Source organism: Paludibaculum fermentans (assembly GCF_015277775.1).
GTDB lineage: Bacteria > Acidobacteriota > Terriglobia > Bryobacterales > Bryobacteraceae > Paludibaculum > Paludibaculum fermentans.
Window position 1 is genome coordinate 5,114,548 of record NZ_CP063849.1, and the last position, 21,492, is coordinate 5,136,039.

The 21,492-nt window shown below is 63.5% G+C and carries 16 protein-coding genes; 6 read left to right on the plus strand and 10 right to left on the minus strand.

The window, feature by feature from the left end; genetic code table 11:
* Positions 1-76: 76 nt before the first annotated feature.
* Entirely contained in the window at positions 77-1,081 is a 1,005-nt protein-coding gene (locus IRI77_RS20025; RefSeq protein WP_194446795.1) for a YncE family protein, read from the plus strand.
* 3 nt (positions 1,082-1,084) lie between these two features.
* Here the strand turns inward: IRI77_RS20025 and IRI77_RS20030 are convergent, their stop codons facing one another.
* The 5 genes from IRI77_RS20030 to IRI77_RS20050 all read right to left on the minus strand — a co-directional run bounded on the left by IRI77_RS20030 (position 1,085) and on the right by IRI77_RS20050 (position 8,919).
* Complete coding sequence (locus IRI77_RS20030) at positions 1,085-1,333, minus strand: metal-sensitive transcriptional regulator (RefSeq protein WP_194446796.1); 249 nt, start codon at positions 1,331-1,333, stop codon at positions 1,085-1,087.
* Positions 1,330-3,489, minus strand: a complete 2,160-nt coding sequence (locus IRI77_RS20035) for a heavy metal translocating P-type ATPase (RefSeq protein WP_194446797.1) — start codon at positions 3,487-3,489, stop codon at positions 1,330-1,332. The genes IRI77_RS20030 and IRI77_RS20035 overlap by 4 nt, the downstream gene beginning before the upstream one ends.
* A 1-nt stretch (position 3,490) precedes the next feature.
* Complete coding sequence (locus tag IRI77_RS20040; protein WP_194446798.1) at positions 3,491-3,700, minus strand: heavy-metal-associated domain-containing protein; 210 nt, start codon at positions 3,698-3,700, stop codon at positions 3,491-3,493.
* A gap of 134 nt (positions 3,701-3,834) precedes the next feature.
* Positions 3,835-7,146, minus strand: coding sequence for a TonB-dependent receptor (locus IRI77_RS20045; RefSeq protein ID WP_194446799.1), 3,312 nt, complete (start codon positions 7,144-7,146; stop codon positions 3,835-3,837).
* A gap of 297 nt (positions 7,147-7,443) precedes the next feature.
* A complete protein-coding gene (locus IRI77_RS20050) occupies positions 7,444-8,919 on the minus strand; it encodes a tetratricopeptide repeat protein (RefSeq protein WP_194446800.1) in 1,476 nt (491 codons plus the stop codon).
* A 70-nt stretch (positions 8,920-8,989) separates the two neighbouring features.
* On the opposite strand from IRI77_RS20050, the gene IRI77_RS20055 reads away from it, so the two are divergent.
* From IRI77_RS20055 to rpiA, 3 genes are read left to right on the plus strand one after another with little or no spacing between them, the layout of a single operon-like run.
* Positions 8,990-10,615 (plus strand): CRTAC1 family protein, encoded by a 1,626-nt coding sequence (locus IRI77_RS20055; protein WP_194446801.1) that lies wholly within the window; start codon positions 8,990-8,992, stop codon positions 10,613-10,615.
* A 41-nt stretch (positions 10,616-10,656) separates the two neighbouring features.
* Positions 10,657-13,332 (plus strand): outer membrane beta-barrel protein, encoded by a 2,676-nt coding sequence (locus IRI77_RS20060; RefSeq protein ID WP_194446802.1) that lies wholly within the window; start codon positions 10,657-10,659, stop codon positions 13,330-13,332.
* A 31-nt stretch (positions 13,333-13,363) separates the two neighbouring features.
* Entirely contained in the window at positions 13,364-14,068 is a 705-nt protein-coding gene (gene rpiA, locus IRI77_RS20065; RefSeq protein ID WP_194446803.1) for a ribose 5-phosphate isomerase A, read from the plus strand.
* Here rpiA and bshA read toward each other — a convergent pair.
* The 5 genes from bshA to IRI77_RS20090 all read right to left on the minus strand — a co-directional run bounded on the left by bshA (position 14,065) and on the right by IRI77_RS20090 (position 19,700).
* The gene (bshA, locus tag IRI77_RS20070; protein ID WP_194446804.1) at positions 14,065-15,168 is read right to left on the minus strand and encodes an N-acetyl-alpha-D-glucosaminyl L-malate synthase BshA; all 1,104 of its coding nucleotides are present in this window, start codon (positions 15,166-15,168) and stop codon (positions 14,065-14,067) included. The two genes, rpiA and bshA, sit on opposite strands and share 4 nt — an antisense overlap.
* Positions 15,169-15,178: 10 nt before the next feature.
* On the minus strand, positions 15,179-16,144 hold the full coding sequence (locus tag IRI77_RS20075) for a glycoside hydrolase family protein (RefSeq protein WP_194446805.1): 966 nt from the start codon (positions 16,142-16,144) through the stop codon (positions 15,179-15,181).
* Positions 16,141-17,298 (minus strand): sensor histidine kinase, encoded by a 1,158-nt coding sequence (locus tag IRI77_RS20080; RefSeq protein WP_194446806.1) that lies wholly within the window; start codon positions 17,296-17,298, stop codon positions 16,141-16,143. The genes IRI77_RS20075 and IRI77_RS20080 overlap by 4 nt, the downstream gene beginning before the upstream one ends.
* A 22-nt stretch (positions 17,299-17,320) precedes the next feature.
* Positions 17,321-17,869 carry an SAM-dependent methyltransferase gene (locus IRI77_RS20085; RefSeq protein WP_194446807.1) on the minus strand — a complete coding sequence of 183 codons (549 nt, stop codon included), beginning with the start codon at positions 17,867-17,869 and terminating at the stop codon, positions 17,321-17,323.
* A gap of 61 nt (positions 17,870-17,930) precedes the next feature.
* The gene (locus tag IRI77_RS20090) at positions 17,931-19,700 is read right to left on the minus strand and encodes a hypothetical protein (RefSeq protein ID WP_194446808.1); all 1,770 of its coding nucleotides are present in this window, start codon (positions 19,698-19,700) and stop codon (positions 17,931-17,933) included.
* Positions 19,701-19,992: 292 nt separating this feature from the next.
* Between IRI77_RS20090 and IRI77_RS20095 the strand changes: the two genes are divergently transcribed.
* Both IRI77_RS20095 and IRI77_RS20100 read left to right on the plus strand, forming a co-directional pair.
* Positions 19,993-20,793, plus strand: coding sequence for a FecR family protein (locus tag IRI77_RS20095; protein WP_194446809.1), 801 nt, complete (start codon positions 19,993-19,995; stop codon positions 20,791-20,793).
* A 101-nt stretch (positions 20,794-20,894) separates the two neighbouring features.
* Positions 20,895-21,374 carry a hypothetical protein gene (locus IRI77_RS20100; protein WP_194446810.1) on the plus strand — a complete coding sequence of 160 codons (480 nt, stop codon included), beginning with the start codon at positions 20,895-20,897 and terminating at the stop codon, positions 21,372-21,374.
* Positions 21,375-21,492: the final 118 nt, after the last annotated feature.

Consider the following 21,492-nt stretch of genomic DNA (forward strand, 5'->3'; position numbering starts at 1 on the left):
TGGACCGCCGATCCTGCGATGTTCAGTAGGGCGGCCCGCGCGACAAGCGCTCTCCCGTCCCGGGAAGGCGGCTCGTATGAGAGCGTTGGCGATTTTGGCGTACCTGGCAGTGACAGGCGGATTGACCGCAGCCGATTATCGAGTAGTGGATCGGATTGCCGTGGGCGGAGAGGGGAGTTGGGACTACCTCACCGTCGACCGGGATGGGCATCGATTGTTCGTCTCACACGGCACCCACGTCGCCGTGATCGACCTGCAGACCGGCAAGCCGGTGGCGGACATCCCGAATACTCCGGGCGTCCACGGCATCACACTGGCCCAGCCGCTGCAGCGCGGGTTCATCAGTTGCGGCCGTGCGAATCACGTTCTCATTTTCGATTTGAAGACGCTGAAGCCGTTGGGTGAAGTGTCCACAGGCGAGAATCCGGACGCGATCCTCTTCGACGCGGCATCGGGACGGCTGTTCACGTTCAACGGCCGCTCAAAGGACTCGACCGTGATCGACGCAGCCAGCGGCAAGGTGCTGGCGACGATTCCCCTGGGCGGCAAGCCCGAGTTTTCCGCAGTGGATGGGCACGGGAAGTTGTGGGTGAACATCGAGGACACCCATGAGATCGTCGAGCTGAATACGGCCAAGGCGACCGTGACGCGACGCTATCCGCTGACTGGATGCGAGGAGCCATCGGGCCTGGCGCTGGATGCGAAGAAGCTGCGGCTGTTCTCGGTGTGCGGCAACGAAGTGATGGTGGTCTCCGACATCGCAACAGGCAAAGTGATCGCCAAGTTGCCGATTGGAGAGGGTTCGGATGGTGTGGCGTTCGATGCCGAGCGCGGCATGGCCTTCAGCTCAAATGGATCGGGCACGCTCACCGTGGTGGCGGAGGCCGGTGCAGGCTACAAGGTGGCCGCCACGTTGCCAACCGAGCGCGGCGCGCGCACGATTACACTGGATCCCGGCAGCCATAAGCTGTATTCGCCGACGGCTCAGTTCGGCCCGGTACCGGCGGCCACGGCGCAGCAGCCCCATCCCCGGCCCCCCGCGCTGCCCGGCACGTTTCACTTGCTGGTGATCGGCCAGTAGGGCTCAGCGCCAGTGGCGCGTGATGAGTTGCACGACCTCATCGATGGCGTTGGGGTCGTGCTGCGCGCAGTGCTGCAGATGGCTGGTCAACAGGACCTTGGAGACACCCGAGAGCGCCTGCTCGACCGAGGCCACCTGGTTGATGATTTCGGCGCAGGGCCTGTCTTCTTCCACCATTTTCTGGAGACCGCGAACCTGGCCTTCGATGCGGCGCAGACGCTGAATGGTGGATTTCTTCGTATCGCAATTCATACAAGTTTTCTCCTGGCCAGGCGGAGGCTATTCGTCAGCACACTGACAGAGCTCAAGCTCATGGCGGCGCTGGCGAGCACCGGGTTCAAAAGACCTGCGGCGGCCACGGGAATGGAGACCGCATTGTAGACCAAGGCCCAGAACAGGTTCTGGCGCATGGTACGGACGGTGGCGCGGGCCAGCTTCAACGCGGAAGGGACCATCGCCAGGCCCTCACGCATCAGGGTGACGTCAGCGGCCGCGATGGCGACATCGGCGCCGGAAGCCATGGCGATGCCGGTGGCGGCAGCCAAGGCGGGCGCATCGTTGATCCCATCACCCACCATGGCGACGTGGCGGCCCTCGGCGCGGAGCCGCTGCAGGACTTCCAGCTTGCCCGCGGGCAGGACCCCGGCGATCACCTCGTCGATGCCCAGTGCTGTTGCGACACCGCGGGCGGCCGGCTCCTGGTCCCCGGTGACCATGAGCAGGCGCAGCCCCATCTGCTTCAACTCAGACAGGACCGCCTTGGCTTCGGCGCGCGGCTTGTCAGCCAGGGCGAACAAGGCGGCGAAGCGGCCGTCGACCGCGGCCCAGAGCGTCGTATGTCCCAGTTTGGCGTGTTGTTCATCGGACGGAGTCTCGATGCCGCGCTCCTGCAGGAGCGATTGACGGCCGATCAGCACCTGATGACCATCGACTGTCCCTTCGGCGCCCATTCCGGGCAGGGCCTGGAAGTTGGCGACCGGAGTGGCCGATTGGCGGCCCGCCGCGAACCGGACCAGCGCTTGCGCCAGCGGGTGTTCGCTGGCATGCTCGAGTGCCGCGATCAACGGCAGCGGGTCGGGCGAAACCGCGGGTTCGTAGGAGACCACCTCAGGGTGCCCTTCGGTCAAGGTACCGGTCTTATCGAAGACGATGGTGTCGACCTTGTCGAGCCGCTCAATGGCCTCGCCGCCTTTGAACAGCAGGCCCAGGCCGGCGGCGCGGCCTGTCGCGACCATGATGGCCGCGGGTACAGCCAAGCCCATGGCGCAGGGGCAGGCGATGATCAGCACCGCTACGGCCGCCGCGAACGAACTGGCGGCAGTCTGCCCCGCGGCGAAATACCAGGCAGCCATGGTGGACAGCGCAATGAGTACGACCACGGGCACAAAGACGGCGCTGACGCGATCGGCCAACCGCTGCATCGGCGCCTTTTCCCCTTGGGCGTCGCGCAGCAGGCGCAGCACCTGTTCCAACACCGTCTCGGAGCCCAGGGCGGTGGCGCGATAGCGGAGCCGCCCCTGTTTGTTCAGGGTCCCGCCGATCACTTTGTCGCCAGCGGTCTTGTCGATAGGGATCGGTTCCCCGGTGAGCATCGATTCGTCGACGCTGCTAAACCCGTCAATGATCAAGCCATCAGCGGCGATGCGCTCGCCGGGCCGTGCGATGAGAATGTCACCCTGCTCCAGATCCTCGATGGGCAGGTCCAGTTCCTGGCCGAGCCGTTCTACGCGCGCAGTGGCCGGCTGCAACTGGGCCAGAGCCTGCAGGGCGGCAGCCGTCTTGCGCTTCGCCCGGGCTTCCAGTGTGTTGCCGGCCAGGACCAGCGCCAGGATGAAGACGACCGCCTCGTAGTAGACGTCGTGCGGAGAGAACGCGGAGTAAAGGAACGCCGAGCCCGTGCCAAGGGCGATGAGCGTATTCATGTCCGAGGTCTTGTGGCGTAGTGCGGCCCATGCCTTGCGGTAGAAGCGATGCCCGGCCCAGATCATCACGAACAGGCTGGCGGCCATCTGGACCAGGTTCATCGCCGTGTGGGGCAGGCTGTGCAGAAACGGCATGAGGGCCATGAGCGCCGCTCCGATGCCGAGGCTGACAGCGGCGCGCAGGCGCAGGCCGCGGTACTCCTCATCGGCCTCGCGATCGCGCTCCAACTGCTCGTCCGCGATGGAGCGGCGTGCGATGGGCAGCGCCGCCTCGTAGCCCGTGTCGTTCACCGCGTCGACCAAAGCCTGGGGCGTCACCGACGCCGGGTCGAAGTCAACGGTGGCGTTGTGGAGCATCAGGTTGACGGTGGCGTCGCGCACACCCGGCTGGGCCTGCAGCGTCTTCTGGACGAACGACTGGCAGGCGGCGCAGGTCATGCCGCGCACCGGAAACGTCAGCTTGTTCTCCACCACCGCGGCCGCCATGTCAGTTCTGCCTGGCGTTAAAACCGATCCTGTTGACTGACTCGGCGATCTGCTCCGGCTGTGTTTTGGTTTCATCGAACTCCACCTCGGCCGAACCGATGTCGACTTGCTTCACCTCGACGCCTTCCACCTTCTTCAAGGCGTTGGTGACGCGGTTGACGCAGGAGCCGCAATGCATGCCGTCGATGGCGAGTTTGAGTGTCTGGGACATGTTGATATACCCTCTGGCCCTATCCTATATACCCCCACCCCCTATGTCAAGCCCCAAACTGGTCCTCTGAACGCACGAATGGCGGTGAAGCCGGGTGGGCTCCACCGCCGTTCGATGTTCGAACTCGGATTCGATTAGAAGCCGAGGCGCAGGCCGAAGCGGATCTGGCGTTCGCCAGAGGAGCTCAGGATGCGCATGAAGTTGCCGCTGGTCACGTTGCCGCTGGACACGCCACCGAAGTGGGAGGTGTTCGGCAGGTTGTAGAACTCAGCGCGGAACGCGGTGGTGATGCGCTCGGTGATCTGGAAGGTCCGGTTGACCATCAGATCGGTGTTCCACATGCCAGGAGCGCGCAGGATGTTGCGGCCCGACGTACCGAAGCGGTATACGCCGCCGGTGGTGGTAGTCGTGACGTTGGCGAAGGCCGACGTGTTGTAGTAGGTTGAGCCCGCGCCGATCGCACCAATGCGAGTAACGGAGCCAACCTGATCGGCCGTCGCGGTATTGCTGGCGGCATTCAGAGCGCCGCTGGAACCGGAGACGGTGAACGGAGTGCCCGTGTAGTTGGACATGATGCCGTTAACCGACCAGCCACCGAGGATCTTCGAGCCGATACCATTCGTGACAAACTGCTTGCCCTTGCCCATCGGCAGTTCGTAGACCCAGCCCATCTGGAGGACATGGGTGCGATCGTAGCCGGCGGCCGCGCGGTTGCGACGGAACACCGGTCCCCAGTTGAAGCCCACGCTCGCCCAGCCATCTTCGTCGGTCATGTTGATGGCCTTGGACCAGGTGTAGGCGCCCTGCAGCATCAGACCCTTGCTGAGAGACTTGCGGACGCTGGTCTGCAGCGAGTGGTAGTTGGAGCTGAGGTAGCCATCCCACATGTTGGTCGCGAGGTTGCGGCCGAACTTGGCGTAGTAGGGACGCCGCAGGGAGGCACCGGCGGAATCGCCCGGCGAACCCGCATTGATGTCACGGTCGGCCAGCAGGTGCACCGAAGAGGTGCCGACATAGGCGATCGTGGACAGGACATCCATCGGCAGCTTGCGCTCAATCGTGAAGTTCCACGACTGCGTGTAGCCGCGGTGGATCTGGCCCAGATAGGGGCTGCGCATGTCAGCATTGATCGGCAGCGGCAGGACACCGGAGGTCAGGTCCGGCAGCGGAGTGGCGGGAATGCCCTTCTCCAGCGTGCCGGCGACTTCGCTACCCTGTGCGGTCGCAGCAATGTTGATGGTCAGAGGATAGAAACCACGCAAGGGGCGGGAGAACGGCAGCGGATCGAAGTTGATGCCGTAGCCGGTGCGGATCACCGTCTTGTCGTCGAGACGATAGGCGATGCCCAGGGTCGGGGAGATCAGCTTGTGGCTGACGGTCACACCGACGCCGGTGGGGTTGTTGCCGCGGCCGCCCATATACACGAGGTTGGTTTCGGGATCCAGCCGCTCGATGCCCTTGCCGGTGGCGCGGGTCATCAGCGGGTACAGTTCATAACGCAGACCGAGGGTCATGGTCAGCTTGCGGCTGATCTGCCAGCGGTCCTGCGCGTACCAGCTGAACTGGAATTCGCGCGGCGTCATGGTGATGTACTGGAAGCTCTTCTGGACGCTATTCGACTGGCCGAGCAGGAAGGAGCTATAGCCATTGAAGTTATCCGTCGAGCCACCAGCCAGCGAGGTCGGCCCGCCGGTGAAATCGAACGAACCGCGAGGACCGGCACCGAGTTCCGGCTGCCAGTGGGTCATGCGGTAGTTCACGCCGTTGAACCCAAAGCGGAAGTTGTGCTTGCCCTTGGTCCAGGTCAGGTTCGCGCTGAGAGTGTAGTTCTCCTCAACACGGGTCAGAGGCATCCAGCCGGGAACACCAAAGCCGTCATATCCGTTGATGCTGATGTTCGGGAAGCCCTGCTGGCGAGGATCAGATCCGCCGATGCCGGGGATGCCCAGCGTCGTGGAGAAGTCCTTGCCGTAGTCCACACCACGCACGGTCTGGTCCTGGCGCTGATAACCGATCACGCCGTCGAACAGCAGGTTGGTGGTGATGACACGGTTAGTGCCGATGGACATGTTCTGCACGCGGGTGTCGCCGGTGCCGGGGTCAGCGCCGGGAGCCGGGCCAACGCCGTCGCCAAACAGGTTCTTGCCGACCACCAGGGCCTTCATGATGCCGTAGTGACCGAAGATCTGCTGCTTGTCGCTCATGTTGTAGTTGATCTTGATGTCGTTGTAGTCGCGGTTGAAGGCGGGAACGGCTGCCGCGAAGTAGTTCGACTGGTAGCCCGACAGGTTGGTGTTGGGAGCCGGATAGTAGTTCTGAATCTTCAGAGCGGCGGGGCTCATGCGAGAAGTCGGAATCTTGTTGCCGGCAAAGGCGGTGCGGCCCGTGCCGTCCGGGGATCCGGTCAGCGGGTCGTAGATGACGGTGCTGATGGCGCTGAAGTCGCCGTTCTTCATGGCTGCAGTCGGCACGGAGTAGGTGCCCTGGTTGCCGTCACGCTGGCGGGTGCCGTCAAAGCTGTAGAAGTAGAAAAGCTTGTTCTTCTTGATCGGGCCGCCGATGGTGCCGCCGTAGTTGTTGTAAATACGGAGGGGCTTCTTGAGAGCGGAGGCAGCAGCGGGCGTCGTGGCCGTCGCCTTGGTGAAGTAGTTGAAGGCCTTCAGATTCTGGTTGTCGTGGTATTCGAACAAGCTGCCGTGAATCTGGTTCGTGCCCGACTTGGTCAGCACGGTGACGGCGGCGCCGCCGGCCATGCCCTGATCGGAGTCGCCAGCAGCAGTGGTGACGTTAACGGTGTCGACCATTTCGGCCGGCATGACATAGCCAGCATGGTGCGGCAGCCAGAGGTTCACGCTGGCCGCGCCGTCAATACGGGTGACGTTGTTGTTCTTGTTCGTACCGTTGATGTTGGTCGCCAGCGAACGGCCGGGCGAATCGGTGATCGAATTCTGGAAGCCTGCGGGCGTCGCGCCCGGGACCAGATTGATCAAGCTCTGATAGTTGCGGAAACCAGGCAGCGGGAGATTGGCCACCTGCTTCGAGTTCAACTCGGTATGCGTATCGGCCTTGTCGGTCTGCAGCGCAGTGGCCGACGCTTCGACGGTGATCTGCTCAGCAATTGCGCCAACTTCCATGCGGATGTCGGTACGGCTGATACCCGCGGCCGAGACGCGGATGTCAGTCCGGTTCTGGGTCCGGAAACCGTTAGCGGAAACCTTCAAATCGTAGTCGCCGGGCAGGACGTTGGAGACGGTGAAACGGCCACCCTCATCTGCCTTGGCTTCGTAGACTTGACCGGTACCTTTGTTGGTCAGGGTGATTGCGGCTTGAACGATCGCGGCGCCCGAAGGATCCTCGACCTGACCGACAACCGACCCGTAAAGGGATTGGGCCCATGACGGCATGGACCAGCTGACGATCATGGCGAAAGCCAGGAGCGTCAACATAAATTTCGAAGAGTTTTTCATTCGTTACCCCCTGCTTGCCTGAACTAACTCGCCCAAGCCGGTCCCGGCAGGTCTGCAACTCGGGTAAAAGTCGCTACTGCCATGGCCGACGCGTCGTAACTCTATGTAATTGGGCCGATAGTCCAAGACCCCACTTGGTTGAAACGGAGTAGGTTTAATCTAAAGCCATTAGGGGGTCCATGTCAAGGGGCGCGGGCCGAGGGCCTGGACAGAGAGACCCGGCGCAACCGCTTGCAAACAGGCGAGAAAACTACAGATGTAACCGTTTATTCACCGTCACGGTTGAGGCGGCGCAATCTCAATCTCCGCTACGGCGGTAGACTTTCGAATCTCCTGGTAGGCTTTGCGTACCGCTGCTGCCTCGCCGGCCTGTCCGGCGTCCTGATAAGCCCTGCTTAGCTGGAAATGCAGGCTCCCGTCCGTGTCGGCAGGAAGTGCCGCCTTCAGATGCGGTATCGCTTCGTTCCCGCGACCTAACTGTAGGAAGACACGGCCCAGAACCGCATGCGCCGCCGGGTAGTCGCGCCTCAGTTGCACTGCTTTTTCCAGCGCCGGAAGCGCCTGTTCCAGGTGCTGCTGATTCACCAGCGAGTCACCCAGGATGAACTGCAGTTCCGGCACTTCGGGATCCCTCGCCAGCATGTCACGAGCATTACGTTCCGCGGCGGCGTAGTCGCGATTCACGTAAAGCGACGAGGTTACTTCCATCTCCAGGCGCGGGTCGCCGGGCGATAGGGCGAGCGCGGCCCGCCATTCGTTCAGTGAGTCGGAATTCCGGCCCTGGTTCCGGTACAGTTCAGCCAGCACCTGGTGCGACTCCACCGACGGTGGCAGCTTCTCCAGTTCGGAGAGGGACAACCGCGCCAGCTCGTTGGCCGCCTTCGACTGCCAGTAAAGCGACTCCAGCGTCTTGCCCGCCGAGGCCAGCGCCAGGGCCTTCTCAAACCGCCCCCTGGCGAACTCGCACGCGCTGGAAGGCACCGTACACGCTTGAGGCGGCAGGGCTTTCTCCTTCGCCAACTCTAACTGTGCCCAGTCAGGGTGATTCGTCCGCCGGTAGACTTCGGCCAATCCTGCATGGGCGCCTCGAAGCTGGGGCTGCTTCTCGATCACGGCCTTGTAGAGGGCGTAAGCGGCGGTGTTGCGGTTCAGCTTCAGCCGGACCTCAGCCGCCAGCATCAGCCACCAGGGCGAATCCAGCCCTTTCTTTTCAAGCTCATCGAAGGCCTGCTGGGAGACCGCTTCATACGCCTTGCCCAGGGCGTACCAGGGTTTCGGGTTCTGTGGAGTGGCGGCGGCCAGCTTGCGAAGGTGGGGAATGGCGGCCCCAAAGCGGTCGAGCATGATCAGGGCGTCCGCCAGCATGGCCCGGCCTTCCAGATCCTCCGGCGCCTGGGCCATGGCCTTCTCCAGCGGTCCGACAGCCTTGTCCGGATGGCCCAGCCGCATCTGGGAAGCACCCAGTAACATCAACGCCGGCAAGGTGTTAGGTTGCTGCTTCAGCACGAGTTCAAACTGCGGAACGGCCTTCTCGTCATTGCCCGACAAGTGTAGTGCCATGGCCAGGTTGAGGCGAAGACCGGGGTTGCCGGGCATCGCCTTCACCAGTTCTTCGTAGTACGGCACCGCGGCGCCATACCGGCCCGCGGCCATGTGGTCCCTGGCGCGGCGGGAGAGCTCGGCCGGATCCGGCGGCTGGGCGAAGACGGAACCTGCCAGTACGACGGTGCAGCACAGAATGGCGGTCCTCAATGTCATCACTTCCACAGTCGCTTTCCCTCGCGGACAACACCAGGCAGTGATCGTGCGCGATAGTATAATCATGCTACGTTCCGCTTGGGTGCTGCCGGCCTTTCTGTCGCTGGCGGCGGCTCAGGCCCCGCCCGTCCAATTCCGCAATGCGGCTGAATCCGCGGGGCTCAAGTTCGTCCTGGAGAACGCGGCTTCGCCCGAGAAGCGGATGATCGAAACCATGGCCGGCGGACTGGCCGCTTTCGACTACAACAACGACGGGCGCACGGACATCTTCTTCACCAACGGCGCGGCATACCCTTCCAACCGCAAAGCCGACCCCAAATACTTCAACCGGATGTTCCGGAACGACGGCAACTTGAAATTTACGGATGTAACCGCGGAAACAGGTCTCGCGGGCGAAGGTTATGGGATGGGCGCCTCGGCCGCCGACTACGACAACGACGGCTTCGTCGATCTGTTCGTCGCCAACGTGGGCAACAGCCGGCTGTACCGCAACCTCGGCAACGGCAAGTTCAAGGACGTCACCCAGGAGTCGGGCATTGTCGACAACGAGTGGGCCGTGGCCGCCGCCTGGTTCGACTACGACAACGACGGGAAGTTGGATCTGTGGGTCACCCACTACGCCAAATGGCCCCCGGCCACCGACAGGTTCTGTGGCGATTCCCAGAAGAACATCCGTGTCTACTGTCATCCGAAGTACTTTCAGGGACTGCCCAACCGGTTGTTCCACAACCTGGGCAACGGCAAGTTCGAGGACGTGACGAAAAGCGCCGGGCTGCTGGTGTCCCCTGGGCGCGGCATGGGTGTAGCCGTGGGTGACTATGACGCCGACGGGCGCATGGATGTCTTCGTGACCAACGACAACGAACCCAATTCGCTGTTCCACAACCTGGGCAACGGCAAATTCGAAGAGGTCGCGCTGATCGCCGGGGTCGCCATGATGGACAGCGGCAAGCCCGTGGCCAGCATGGGCGCCGACTTTCGCGACTACGACAACGACGGCTGGCCCGACATTGTCGTGGTGGATCTGTACAACGAAACGTTCCCCCTGTTCCGCAACACCGGCAAGGGCGGCTTCCGCGATGCGACCTATGCCAGCGGCCTGGCCCGGCTGAGTTCTAAGTTCAGCGGCTGGGGTCCTGGCTTGGCGGACTTCAACCTGGACGGCTGGAAGGACCTGTTCGTCTCCAGCGCACACGTCAACGACATCGTGGAGCAGTTTGAACACACGGAATACAGGCAGCCCAACCGCATCCTTCTCAATGAGAAAGGCATCTTCCGCGATGTTTCCTCGACGGCCGGAAGCGATTTCCAGGTGGCCCGCGCACATCGCGGCCTGGCGTTCGCCGACTTCAACCAGGACGGACTGCTGGACGCCGTGGTCTCTTCGCTGAACGATCCGGCCGAACTCTGGATCAACTCCACCATCACCGATGGCGAATGGCTGATCGTCCAACTGGAGGGCGTCAGATCGAATCGCGACGGCATCGGGGCACGCCTGCAGTGGGGCAACCAGTACAACGTCATGACCACGGCCATGGGGTACTCATCCTCCGCGCACTTTGGCGTGCATTTCGGAGCGCCCAAAGGCCAGGCTCCGGCGGCGCTGGAGATCCTATGGCCGTCAGGCAAGCGTCAGGCTGTGGCCACTCCGAAAGCCGGGCAAGTGATCAAGGTTAAGGAAGAACAGTAACCACTCAGGGGCCAACCGACCCTTATACTGAGAGTTCTCCCTTGTCACGAATCAGAACCAATCTCCCCAGCCTCCTGCTATCCTTACCCCTTCTGTTGCCGGCGCAACAGGCGGCGCCGAAGCCGGAGACACCGGAAGCGGCACAGGCCGCGACGCCCTCCAATGGGACCGCTCCGTCCGCAGCAGCCGCGCCCGCCTCCGCGCCATCACCGGCCGACGACACCAAGCGTGTCGAGCTCAACCTGCTGGGCAAAGTGAACAGCGCCGCCGGTGAGAGCCGCCGCAACGAGAACGTCCAGTTCAACCTCGTCGACAACAACGCCCTGAAGGAGCTGAATCTGCGGCTCGGCGTGGTCGCCACCATCGTCCAGGACTTCCGGGTCGATCGCGGCTACTTCGGCTCGGAGTTCGGCAATGCGCCGACGGCTGTCCTGCACGTCGCGCCCGCACGCTGGAACGGCTTCCACGGCAGCCTCTACTACACGCATCAGAACTCCGTCTTCAGCGCCCGCTCGTTCTTCCAGGTGGGCGGAGTGAAGCCGGCCCGCGAAAACGACTACGGCTTCCGCTTTCAGGTGCGGCCCTGGCGCGGCGGGTTTCTGCAGTTCGACGGCAGCCAGGACCGCATGCGCGGCAATGTGAACGGCAACGTGCTGGTGCCCAAGCCGGATGAACGCACTCCGCTGGCGACCGATCCGGCGGTGCGCGCCCTGGTGGCCCGCTTCCTCAGCGCCTACCCCACGGAACTGCCGAATCGCACCGACGTGAATGCCCGGGCGCTCAACACGAATTCGCCGCAGGTGATCAACAACAACAACGGCGGCATCCGGCTGGACCAGACCCTGAATACACGCGACCGCCTGGTGGCCCTTTACCAGTTCACTTCGCAGCATGTAGAGGCGTTTGAACTCGTGGCCGGCCAGAACCCCAATACGGACACGAAGTCGCACCGCTCGCGGCTCACCTGGAATCGCACGTGGAGCCCCACGATGGTGACGGAACTCTCCGCCGGCTTCGACCGCATCGGCTCGCTGCTGGTACCCGAGAAGAATGCCGTCGGCGTGATGGTCTCCATCTCCGGTCTTGAGACCCTGGGTCCGCAGGGCTCCATCCCCATCGATCGCGGGAACAACATGTTCCGCTACGCCGGCGCTCTCAGGCGTACCGACGGACAGCATCAGTGGTACGCGGGCTTCGGAATTCTGCGGCGCCAGTTCAATGGCGTCGAATCCGATGCGCACCGCGGGGTCTTCTCCTTCGCGAACGATTTCGGACGCGACGCCATTACGAACCTGCGGCTGGGCATTCCCACGCAGTACATCGTGTCGATCGGCGAAGTGAACCGCGGCTTCCGCAACTGGGATCTGCAGTTCTACGCCGGCGACAACTGGAAGGTCTCGAAGACGCTCTCGCTCAACTACGGCCTGCGGTACACGCCCGCCCCGGCTCCGCATGAAGTGTTCCATCGCAACCCGGTGCCCTACTCCTGCGACTGCAACAATTTCGCGCCGGAGTTCGGGTTTGCCTGGAAGGCTCCGGGCCGCCTGGGCATCGTGCGCAGTGCCTACGCGCTGCAGTACGGCGAGATCTATCCTGTGACGTTTCAGCAGACGCGATTCAGCCCTCCGGGCAGCGAGAAGATCGTGGTGCCCTCGCCTAATCTGCTCGACCCGTTGGGCGGAGTGACTTCCGTGGGTGGCCGGCCCGATGCGCTGGGCAACCTCTACCTGCTGGCGCCGGACCTGCGGACCCCTTACTCGCATCAGTACAACTTCTCGTGGGAGCCGGAGCTGAACAGCAACTGGAAGCTGCAGTTCGGCTATGTCGGCAGCCGTTCGCACAAGCTGCTGATCATGTGGTACCTGAACCGCGGGCAAGTTGTGCCGGGCATCCCGCAGACCTCATCGACGCTGAACCAGCGCCGAGCGGATCCAACGCATGCCGAGATCCGCTACGTCACAAACGGTTCGCGCGGCTACTACGATGCCTTCCGCGCTTCGCTCTTTGCGCCGCGTTGGCACGGCCTTTCGATGGACATGCAGTACTGGTTCAGCAAGGCGATGGACCTGGGCGCGGCCTATTCGAATACAGCGTACGACAACGACTCGCGCATCTCCCGCAGCCAGAACGAACACGAGACCCACGCCGATATGCGCGGCCGGAGCTCGTTCGACCAGCCGCACGCTTTCCTGTGGCGCGGCTCCTACGCCTTGCCGGGCTGGAATCAGAAGCCCCTGCTGAAGAACACCCTCGCCGGCTGGAATCTCGCGGGCGTGGTGCTGATCAAGCAGGGCACGCCGTTCACGGTAATCACGGCCGACGGTCCGGGCTTCGGGAATGTCGATGGCAACGGCAACGACCGGCCGAACCTGGTCGACCCCAGCATCCTGGGCCGCACGGTGGGCAACCCGGACGACTCGCGCGCGCTGCTGCCGAAATCGGCTTTCTCGTTCATCAAGCCGACCGACCCCAGCGGCAACCTGGGCCGCAATACCTTCCGCAAGGGCGTCATTCACAACGTGAATGCCAGCCTCTGGCGTTCGTGGGTGGTGACCGGCGAAAAGCGCCTCACGCTGCGCGCGGAATCAGTGAATCTGTTCAATACGCCACAGTTCGCCGATCCCGGCTTGGACGTCACGAATGCGAACTTCGCGCAGATCACCAACACGTTGAACGACGGCCGCACTTTCCGGTTCCAGTTGCAGTTCGGCTGGTAGCCGGGCGCATGATGGAAGCAGGGAGAGGGCCATGCAGCGCGAAAGCCAATTGCTGAAGCAGTTCCACTGGTCGGCGGAGATCGCCAACTACGAAGCCAAACGCCGTACGGCGGAACGCATCGCCAAGGAAGTGAAGGACGGCCAGGTGATCGGCGCCGGCAGCGGCTCTACGAGCTTTGTCGCGCTCACGACGCTAGCGGAGCGGGCTCAGCGGGAAGGGTTCCGCTTCAGCGCGATCCCAACCTCGCATGAAGTCGCGATGGCGTGCGTGGCGCTGGGCATTCCGACCCTGCGCCCCATGGATGCCGTGCCCGACTGGTATTTCGACGGCGCGGACGAAGCGGACCCGGCCGGCAATCTGATCAAGGGCCGAGGCGGCGCCATGTATCAGGAGAAGCTGATCCTGCGCAGCAGCCCGAAGACGTTCATCCTGGTCGACCGCTCCAAGCTGGTGGAGCGCCTGGGCACCCGCTTCCCCGTCCCCGTGGAAGTGCACCCGATGTCTGTCCGCCTGGTGGAAGCGGAGCTCCTGAGCCTGGGCGCGACCGAGATCCGCATCCGGACCGGTTCGGGCAAGGACGGACCGGTGATCACCGAGAACGGCAACATGATCTTCGACGTGCGCTTCGCGTCCATTGGCGCGGGCCTGGAGAAGGACATCAAGTCGATCACCGGCGTGCTGGAATCGGGCCTCTTCTGGGGCTATGGTGTCGAGATCGTCACACCCGACAGCTAGCGGGCCAGCACTTCCTGGTAGAACGCCTCGTACCTCGGAATGATATGCGAGGTGCAGAAGCGCGATTCGGCGGTATCGCGCGCGGCCCATTTCATGCGATTGCGCAGCTCCGGATTGGACAGCACTTCCACCACACGCTGGGCCTGCGCGGCGACGTCGGCCACCTCTTCCAGGAAGCCGTCCACCCCGTGCGTGATCACCTCCGGCACGCCGCCGACCCGCGTAGCCACCGGAATCACGCCGCATGCCATGCCTTCCAGTGCGGCCAGTCCGAACGACTCCATGCGGCTGGGCAGCAGCATCATGTCGCACTGCGGGATCAGCCGCTCGATGTGATCCTGCTTCCCCAGGAACTCGACGTGCTCGTGGATGCCCAGCTCGAAGGCGAGGCGCTCGGCGGCTCCCCGGTCAGGCCCGTCGCCGGCCATCCAGAGTTCGCAATCCACGTGCTCACGGACCAGTTTCAGGACCCGCACGCAATCCGTGATGCGCTTCACTTCGCGGAAATTCGAGATATGCAGCAGCCGCGGCCGGCCTTCGTGCGGCGTCTTCGCCATGCGGTAGAGGTCGCAGTTCACGAAGTTGTGGATGACCCGGACCTCGTTCTTCACGCCGAACACATCGAGCGTCTGCTGCTTCAGGTGGTCACTGATGGAGGTCACGCCGTCGGACTGCTCGATGGAGAACTTCGTGATGGGGAAGTACGAACGGTCGGTCCCCACCAGCGTGATGTCGGTGCCGTGCAGCGTGGTGATGTAGGGCAGGCGGCGCGTCGGCTGCGACATGGCTCGCGCCAGGTAGGCGGACGCTGAGTGCGGAATGGCGTAATGAACGTGCAACAGATCGAGATTCTGCCACTCGGCAATCTCCGTCATCCGCGAAGCCAGCGCCAAGTCATAGGGCGGGTACTGGAAGAGCGGGTAGGTGGAGACTTCCACCTCGTGGTAGTGGATGCGCGGCGTGCCCGGGTCCAGCCGGATGGGATTCGCGTAGGTGATGAAGTGGACCTCATGCCCCCGGACGGCCAGTTCCAAGCCCAACTCCGTGGCGACGATGCCCGACCCGCCGTAGGTGGGATAGCAGGTGATTCCAATCCTCATGACGCTCCGTTCAGGGCTTCCAGATTAGTTCGCCGTAGCCGAGTTGGCCGTGGACATTCTCGGCCGGGTGGGCCACATCACCGCCACCGTACCAGACCCGGACACGGTCCGGCTCGACAATTACCGTCGGGTCGCACATCACCTTGCTGTTCCAGGGCTCGCTGCCTTCGATGACCAGGCCGGTGCGCCTCCATTGCACCCCGTCGGTCGAGCGGGCCAACCCCAGCCGCCGCACCTCGTTCCGGGCGCGGCCCGTGTAGAGCATCCAGTAGCTGCCGTGCGCCTGCCAGACGGCCGGCTCGCCGAGCCCGTTTTCGTCGAAGGCGTTTTCTTCGCCCAGCTCCAGAACCGGGCTGGAGCGCAGCTTCGTCCAGCGGGTTCCGTCATCGCTCGCGGCAACGCCGAGGCGCTGGCGGCGCGCACGATCCTCGCCGAGATAGTACAGATAGAGGCGGTCGCCGGATATAAAGAGGTACGGGTCGGCCGTCGCGCGTTCATCCCAGGCGCCGCGCGGGCCGAAGTCGACGACCGGCGACGGGTCCTTCCGCCAGGTTTTCGCATCGTCAGATCGCGATATGCCGATGCGTGGTGGCGAGCCGGCCTGGTAGAGATACAGCAACTGGTTGCGCCAGAGGACGGCTGCTCCGTTGGCCGCGATGTAGTCCCCTTCCCAGGTCTTGGGGTCGGGCGACAGGATCCGTTGGGTGCCAGTCCAGGTCAGGCCATCGGAACTCGTGGCCGTAGCAGTGTGCCAGGTCTTGCCGTCATACACCGAGTACAGATTGAGCAGCGAGCCGTGCCACGCGAGGACACTGGGGTTGAGTGTATCGATGGCCTGTTCGCGGTAGATAGCGCCGGTGTGCGGAGACCACTCGTAATGCCCTGATTCCACAGGCCCGGCGGGAGCGAGTTGGAAGTCGGAGTAGCGGCCGCAGGCGGCCAAACCCAGGGCGGCCAGGAGGAGGGAGCGCTTCATATCGGCAGGCGGATCTTGAGTTCGGAACCACGGCCCGGGCGCGAAGAGAGAGCCAGGTCGCCCGCCAGTCCGCGGACCCGGCGCTGGATGCTAAGTGGTCCGATTCGAAGGAGTTCCAGCTCGTCCAGAGAGAACGTGCCGGCAAACGGGAAGCCGGTGCCGTCGTCCTCGACATCGATCAGCAGGGTGTTCTCGGCACGGGCCAGGCCGACGGCCACGCGCGAAGCGCCGGAGTGCTTGCGCACGTTGTTCAACGCCTCCCGCACAATCTGGACGACCTCGGTGGAGCTGTCAATGTCGTCGTGCATGGCGCCGGGATTCACCTTGAAGGTGGCCGGGATCCCGGAGTCTTTCTGGAAGAACCCAACGGTGGAACGGAGGGCGGCGGCGAGTCCGGCTCCATCGACTTCGACGGGCCGCATACTGCGTACAAAAGTACGGACTTCGGTCACCTGCTGGCCGCAGATCTCGCGCAGTTCCTTCAGCTCCGCCATGCCGGCGTCGAAGTTGCGCTCCAGCATTTTGCGGACGATCTCCAGCCGCATCTGGATGCTGATGAAGCTCTGCAGCGGGCCGTCGTGGAAGTCGGCTGCGATGCGCTCGCGTTCGGCTTCCCGCGCCTGCTGGGCCTCTTTACGATAGAGCACCGCCTGGCGCGACGTGTTCGAAAGGCGGTCGATCAGGCTCTGTTTCTGTAGCGCGACGACGCAGCCAAACATGCCTAGAATCAACAGCAAAGGCTCGAGCGTGTCGGCGTTGGGCGGCTGGGCGCTGATGACGAAGGCCAGGGACAGGACCGTGGTGAGCAGGACGTCGCGCCAATCCTGCAAGGTGGCCATGGCCAGGAACAGGTAGAGAGCGGCGACAGAGGCGAGCCACAGACTGTTGGCATCGCTCAGGGCGACACACAACAGGAACGTCACGACATCCAGGATCAGGTTGAAAATGTCCAGCCTGTCAATGCGTTCAGGCCAGCGCCAGAAGATCGACACCAGGCTGTAGATGGTGAGAACGACGACGAAGATGACCCAGGTGCCGGTCGCGACGGCTGTCGAGGCCAGTACGACCCACAGGCAGGCCGCCCCCACCAGCGCGCGCAGAAAGCTCAGGTAGCGGCGCCAGAGGTACGGCAGGACAATCTGATCGGAAACCACGGTAGCGAGCCTCAGCTACACCCTAGCGAATGTAGAGATACAACGTGTGGCTGCGGCCTTCACCGTCATCGGGGATGTGCTCTTCCTTGTCGGCCGTCCAGCCTTTGAACATGAAGTCGTGCGCGACGATCCGTGTGCCCTTCTTGAGCTGTTTCTCCAGCATCGGCCGGATCTTCTCGTTGGAATTCGGCAACAGATAGACGGTGAGGAGGTTAGCGCTGGAAAAGTCCTGCTGGGTGATGTCGCCGTTGATGATGTGCGCGTGCTTTTCCAGGCCCAGGGACTTGATGCGGTCCGTCGACTGCTTGTAGAGATCCTGGTCGAGCTCGATGCCCGTGGCTTCCGCCTTAAACTGCTGAGCCGCCATGATCACCACGCGTCCGTCGCCAGAGCCGAGGTCGAAGATCTTCTCCCCGCGTTTCAGGCCACCGAACTTCAGCATCCGTTCCACCACGCTATCCGGCGTGGGGTAATACGGCGCCAGCTTCTCGCCCGTCGGCTTCGGCGTGGCTTCCTGGGCCGAAACTGCCAGCATGAATACGGAAAGAACAAGGGGGAGTCGGCGGATCATGAGGGCTTCTCCTGATGTTATGGTACTTGCTTTCGCCTGGGGTGCGCTGCCCATTTCCGCGTCACTGCGCAACGTATAAGCGTACTCGATTGCTGGCTTTACCACCGGCCTCGATGGACAACTCAGAAGAGCCGGAATCAACAAACTCCGGCAACTGCACTTCGACCAGGTAGTAGCCGATGTAGCCGGGCGCCAACGTGGCGCGAACCACGTCAAGGGAAGTGCCGTCCAGCGAGGCCTGGACCCGGGCCAGGACGCGCGGAGCGTCTTCCAGGGGCGCGGCCATGCCGGTGGGCCAGTCAGGTTGGACACGGCCGAGGCCGCTCATCAGAACCTGGACCCGCATGCCAGGGCGTGCCGGATGCATGGCATCCAATTGAACACCGGAATCGGCATCGATCAGAACGGGCGTGCCGTCACGGTCGACGAGCACAGCGGGCGCGGTGCTCTGCAGCGGGAGCCCAAACACGACCGGGCCTTGTGCTGCGTTTAGAATGAGTTGCAAGGTGTCGCCGGAGACTTCGTACGGCACCTGGATCTGCGATTCGGCTTCGTTTGAGGAAAGAACGGGGACGGAGGTCCGGTTCGCGGAGGCCGTGCCGACGCTGGCGCCGAGCACGCTGAGCAAAGCGCCGGGCGCGGCGGCCCGCTGGCCGTAGTCGAACGTATGCACCACCCGGGGCTGGCGCAAACGGTGGGGCGCCAGGGCCGCATAGACTCCATAGCCGTCGACCGCTGCGATCAGCAGATTGCCATCGTCGTCCAGGCGGACGTCGCGGACCGCGGCCTCGGGCAGGCCGGCGCTGAGGGGCTGCCAGGCCGTGGGCATGGCCGGGGCCCGTAAGTCGGCCATCGTGTAGTAGATACCGCGGGAAGTGGCGAGATAGAGGGCACCGGTGGAGCGCTCGGCGGTTACGCCGTAGGCGGCGCCCTCGGCCAGATTTGCGGAGAGGTCGTCCCAGAAGCCGCCGCCGTTCAGAGTCCTCAACACGCGGGGCCCTGTGCCGGCACTGGAGAGTGCGGCCAAGGCAAACGAGCGGTCGGCGGGATCGAGCCAGACTCGCTCCACGGCGCCGGAACCAGGCAGAGCCGGAAAGAGCCGCCAGGAGCGGCCGGCGTCGAGGCTCGCCCAGAGGCGGCCGTCGGACGCGCCGGCATAGATGGCATCGCTGTAGGCGCCGGCGGCGGTGATCGTCGCGTTCAAACTGAGAGAAAGACTGCGCTTGAGCTCGGTCTCGACGGTAGCGGCGGCGTCTTTCACGGGCAGCCAGCCGCTGTTCTGGCCGGGCATCCATTCCAGGTCGCGCGGGGCGGGATCGGAGCCGGAGTCGACGGCGATGCGGACTCCACGGCTGCCGGAGGGAGCGGAGAGGATGTGGCGTACGGGCAGGTTCGGCAGGGCTTCGTTCAATCCCTGCCAGGAAAGTCCGGCGTCAACCGTGTACCAGACACCGGTGGCGGTGGCGGCCACCAGACGCTGGTCGTCGGCCGGATCGACCGCCAGATCCTTCACCTCCGAGCCGAGAAGAGACTGGGTGCGGTATTCGGTGAGGTTGTGCCAGTTCAGGCCACCATCTTCTGAGCGCCAGGCATTGCGACCGGCGGCATACACCACGGTACGGTTTGAATTTGCGGCGACGAGACGGGCGGAGGCTTCGGGCGCAACGGCGCCGGCCGGGGCCGCTGCAAACGCGGGCGGCTGGGCTGTGTCAGGCGACCACTGCTCCAAATCGGCCGTGGCATACACCCGTCCGTTCGACAGGCGAACCAGAATGCGGCCGTCCTGGCTGAACCAGACGCGATCCGCCGCGCCGCCTGCAGGCGAAGGCAAGCCTAACAATTGGCTGGAGTTACCAATCCTGCGCCAATCTAGAAGAGAACGGGAAGATTGAGCCGCGGCGGGCCAGGCAAAGGCGGCACACGCCAGCACCGTAACGGCTGTGGCGGTTCGCTTGGTCAGAATTGTGTACCGGCGACCCATGGCCTGCGTCTATTCTACCCTGAGAAGATCGACTACTCCTTGCAGTAAGTTCACGTACCCCGCTGATTTTTCAACTAAATTCGCAATCGGGCCACTACTTGCTTTGCATTTTTGGTGATAAAGTAGAGTCCTGTGGGTCTGTATGTTCGCTCGTAGTGGGTTGAGCTTCGGCAAGGTCATCACAGCGTTACTGCTGGCAACCCTTTCTCTGCCTGTTCTCAGGGCACAATCCCTCTTCCAGACTGACACCGCCGCCAAGGCCATTACCGTACAGGGGAATGTGTCGCTGGTGCGGGATACGGAACTCTGGGCGGTCAGCATGGGCGATTCGATCCAGGCGCGACAGGTGATTGTGACCGGCCCCGACGGGTATGCGGCATTCCGTGTGTCGGACGGCAGTACGTTCGAAGTTTTCCCCAATTCCCGGGTGACGTTCCGGGCGAATCCGGGCAACTGGCGCGACATGGTGGACGTTTGGCTGGGCCGCATCCGGGTTCACATCCAGAAACTGGGCGGGCAGCCGAATCCGAACCGGGTCCACACGCCCACGGCAGTCATTTCAGTACGCGGCACGATTTTCGACATTGTTGTAGAAGACGACGACGAGACCACGCGGGTTGCCGTGGAAGAAGGCCTTGTGGCCGTGGAGCACCGGCTGATGCCGCGCGATGGGGATCCCCGCCTGGTGGGCGCCGGCGAGGAACTGGTGGTCTACCGCAACGCTCCGCTAGCCGCGGAGAAGCGCCTCGACCGCGGCCGCATGATGCAGTATGTGGCTGACGCCATTTATCAGATTCTAATGCGCACGCCCCGCCTGGGTGGCAGCGGCACTGGTGGCGGAACCACTCCGCCCCCGACCTCCGGTGGTGGTGTTCCTGGCGATACAGGCGCGACTCCGCCTCCTCCTCCTCCGCCGCCCCCTCCTCCGCCTCCGGGCGATTAGCGTCGCATATTCCCACGCCAGAGTGCTGCTCCAGCTAAACTGTGAGTAGAGTGTCTCACGGCATAATCACGCTGCTACTTGCGCTCCAGGCTGCTGCTCCCGTGCCGAGCATCGCACCGGATTGGGATTTGAAGCCGAAAGTGCAGAAAATCGGTCCGGAGGTAGAGAAACTGCGCCCCGTCCTTGTGCAGTTGCAGCCTGAGAAGTGGACGGCCGCAGGCGCGCCTGAGGCGTACGAGAAGCAGTACAAAGATTGCCTGACGGCGATTGGGTATGTGCAGAACGCAGCCGGGCGGCTGGCGGAACAGCCGGCCAAGCTGTCCCTGGCCGTGGAGACGCTGGTGCGCCTGGAAAGCCTCGTCCAGATGGCGTCCAGCGTGAGTCAGGCAGTGCGGCGGTACCAGAATCCGGCGATTGCCGACCTTCTGGATGGGGAGATCAGCGCGGCTGGGGCCAGCAGAGACTGGCTGCGGCAGCACGTTACCGATCTGTCCATACTGAGGGAAAAGGAGCTATCCGTGGCCGAACAAGAGGCGCAGAAATGCCGTGCACAGACGTTGCACCAGGGGAACCGGAAGTGAGTCCACAGACCCCGACGACGACGTCGACGTCGAAGGCGCTGGCCTGCAACATCTGCAGGGAGCCTTCCCAGAGGATTTGCGTCTGGTGCACCAAGGACACCTGCAACAATCACCTGTG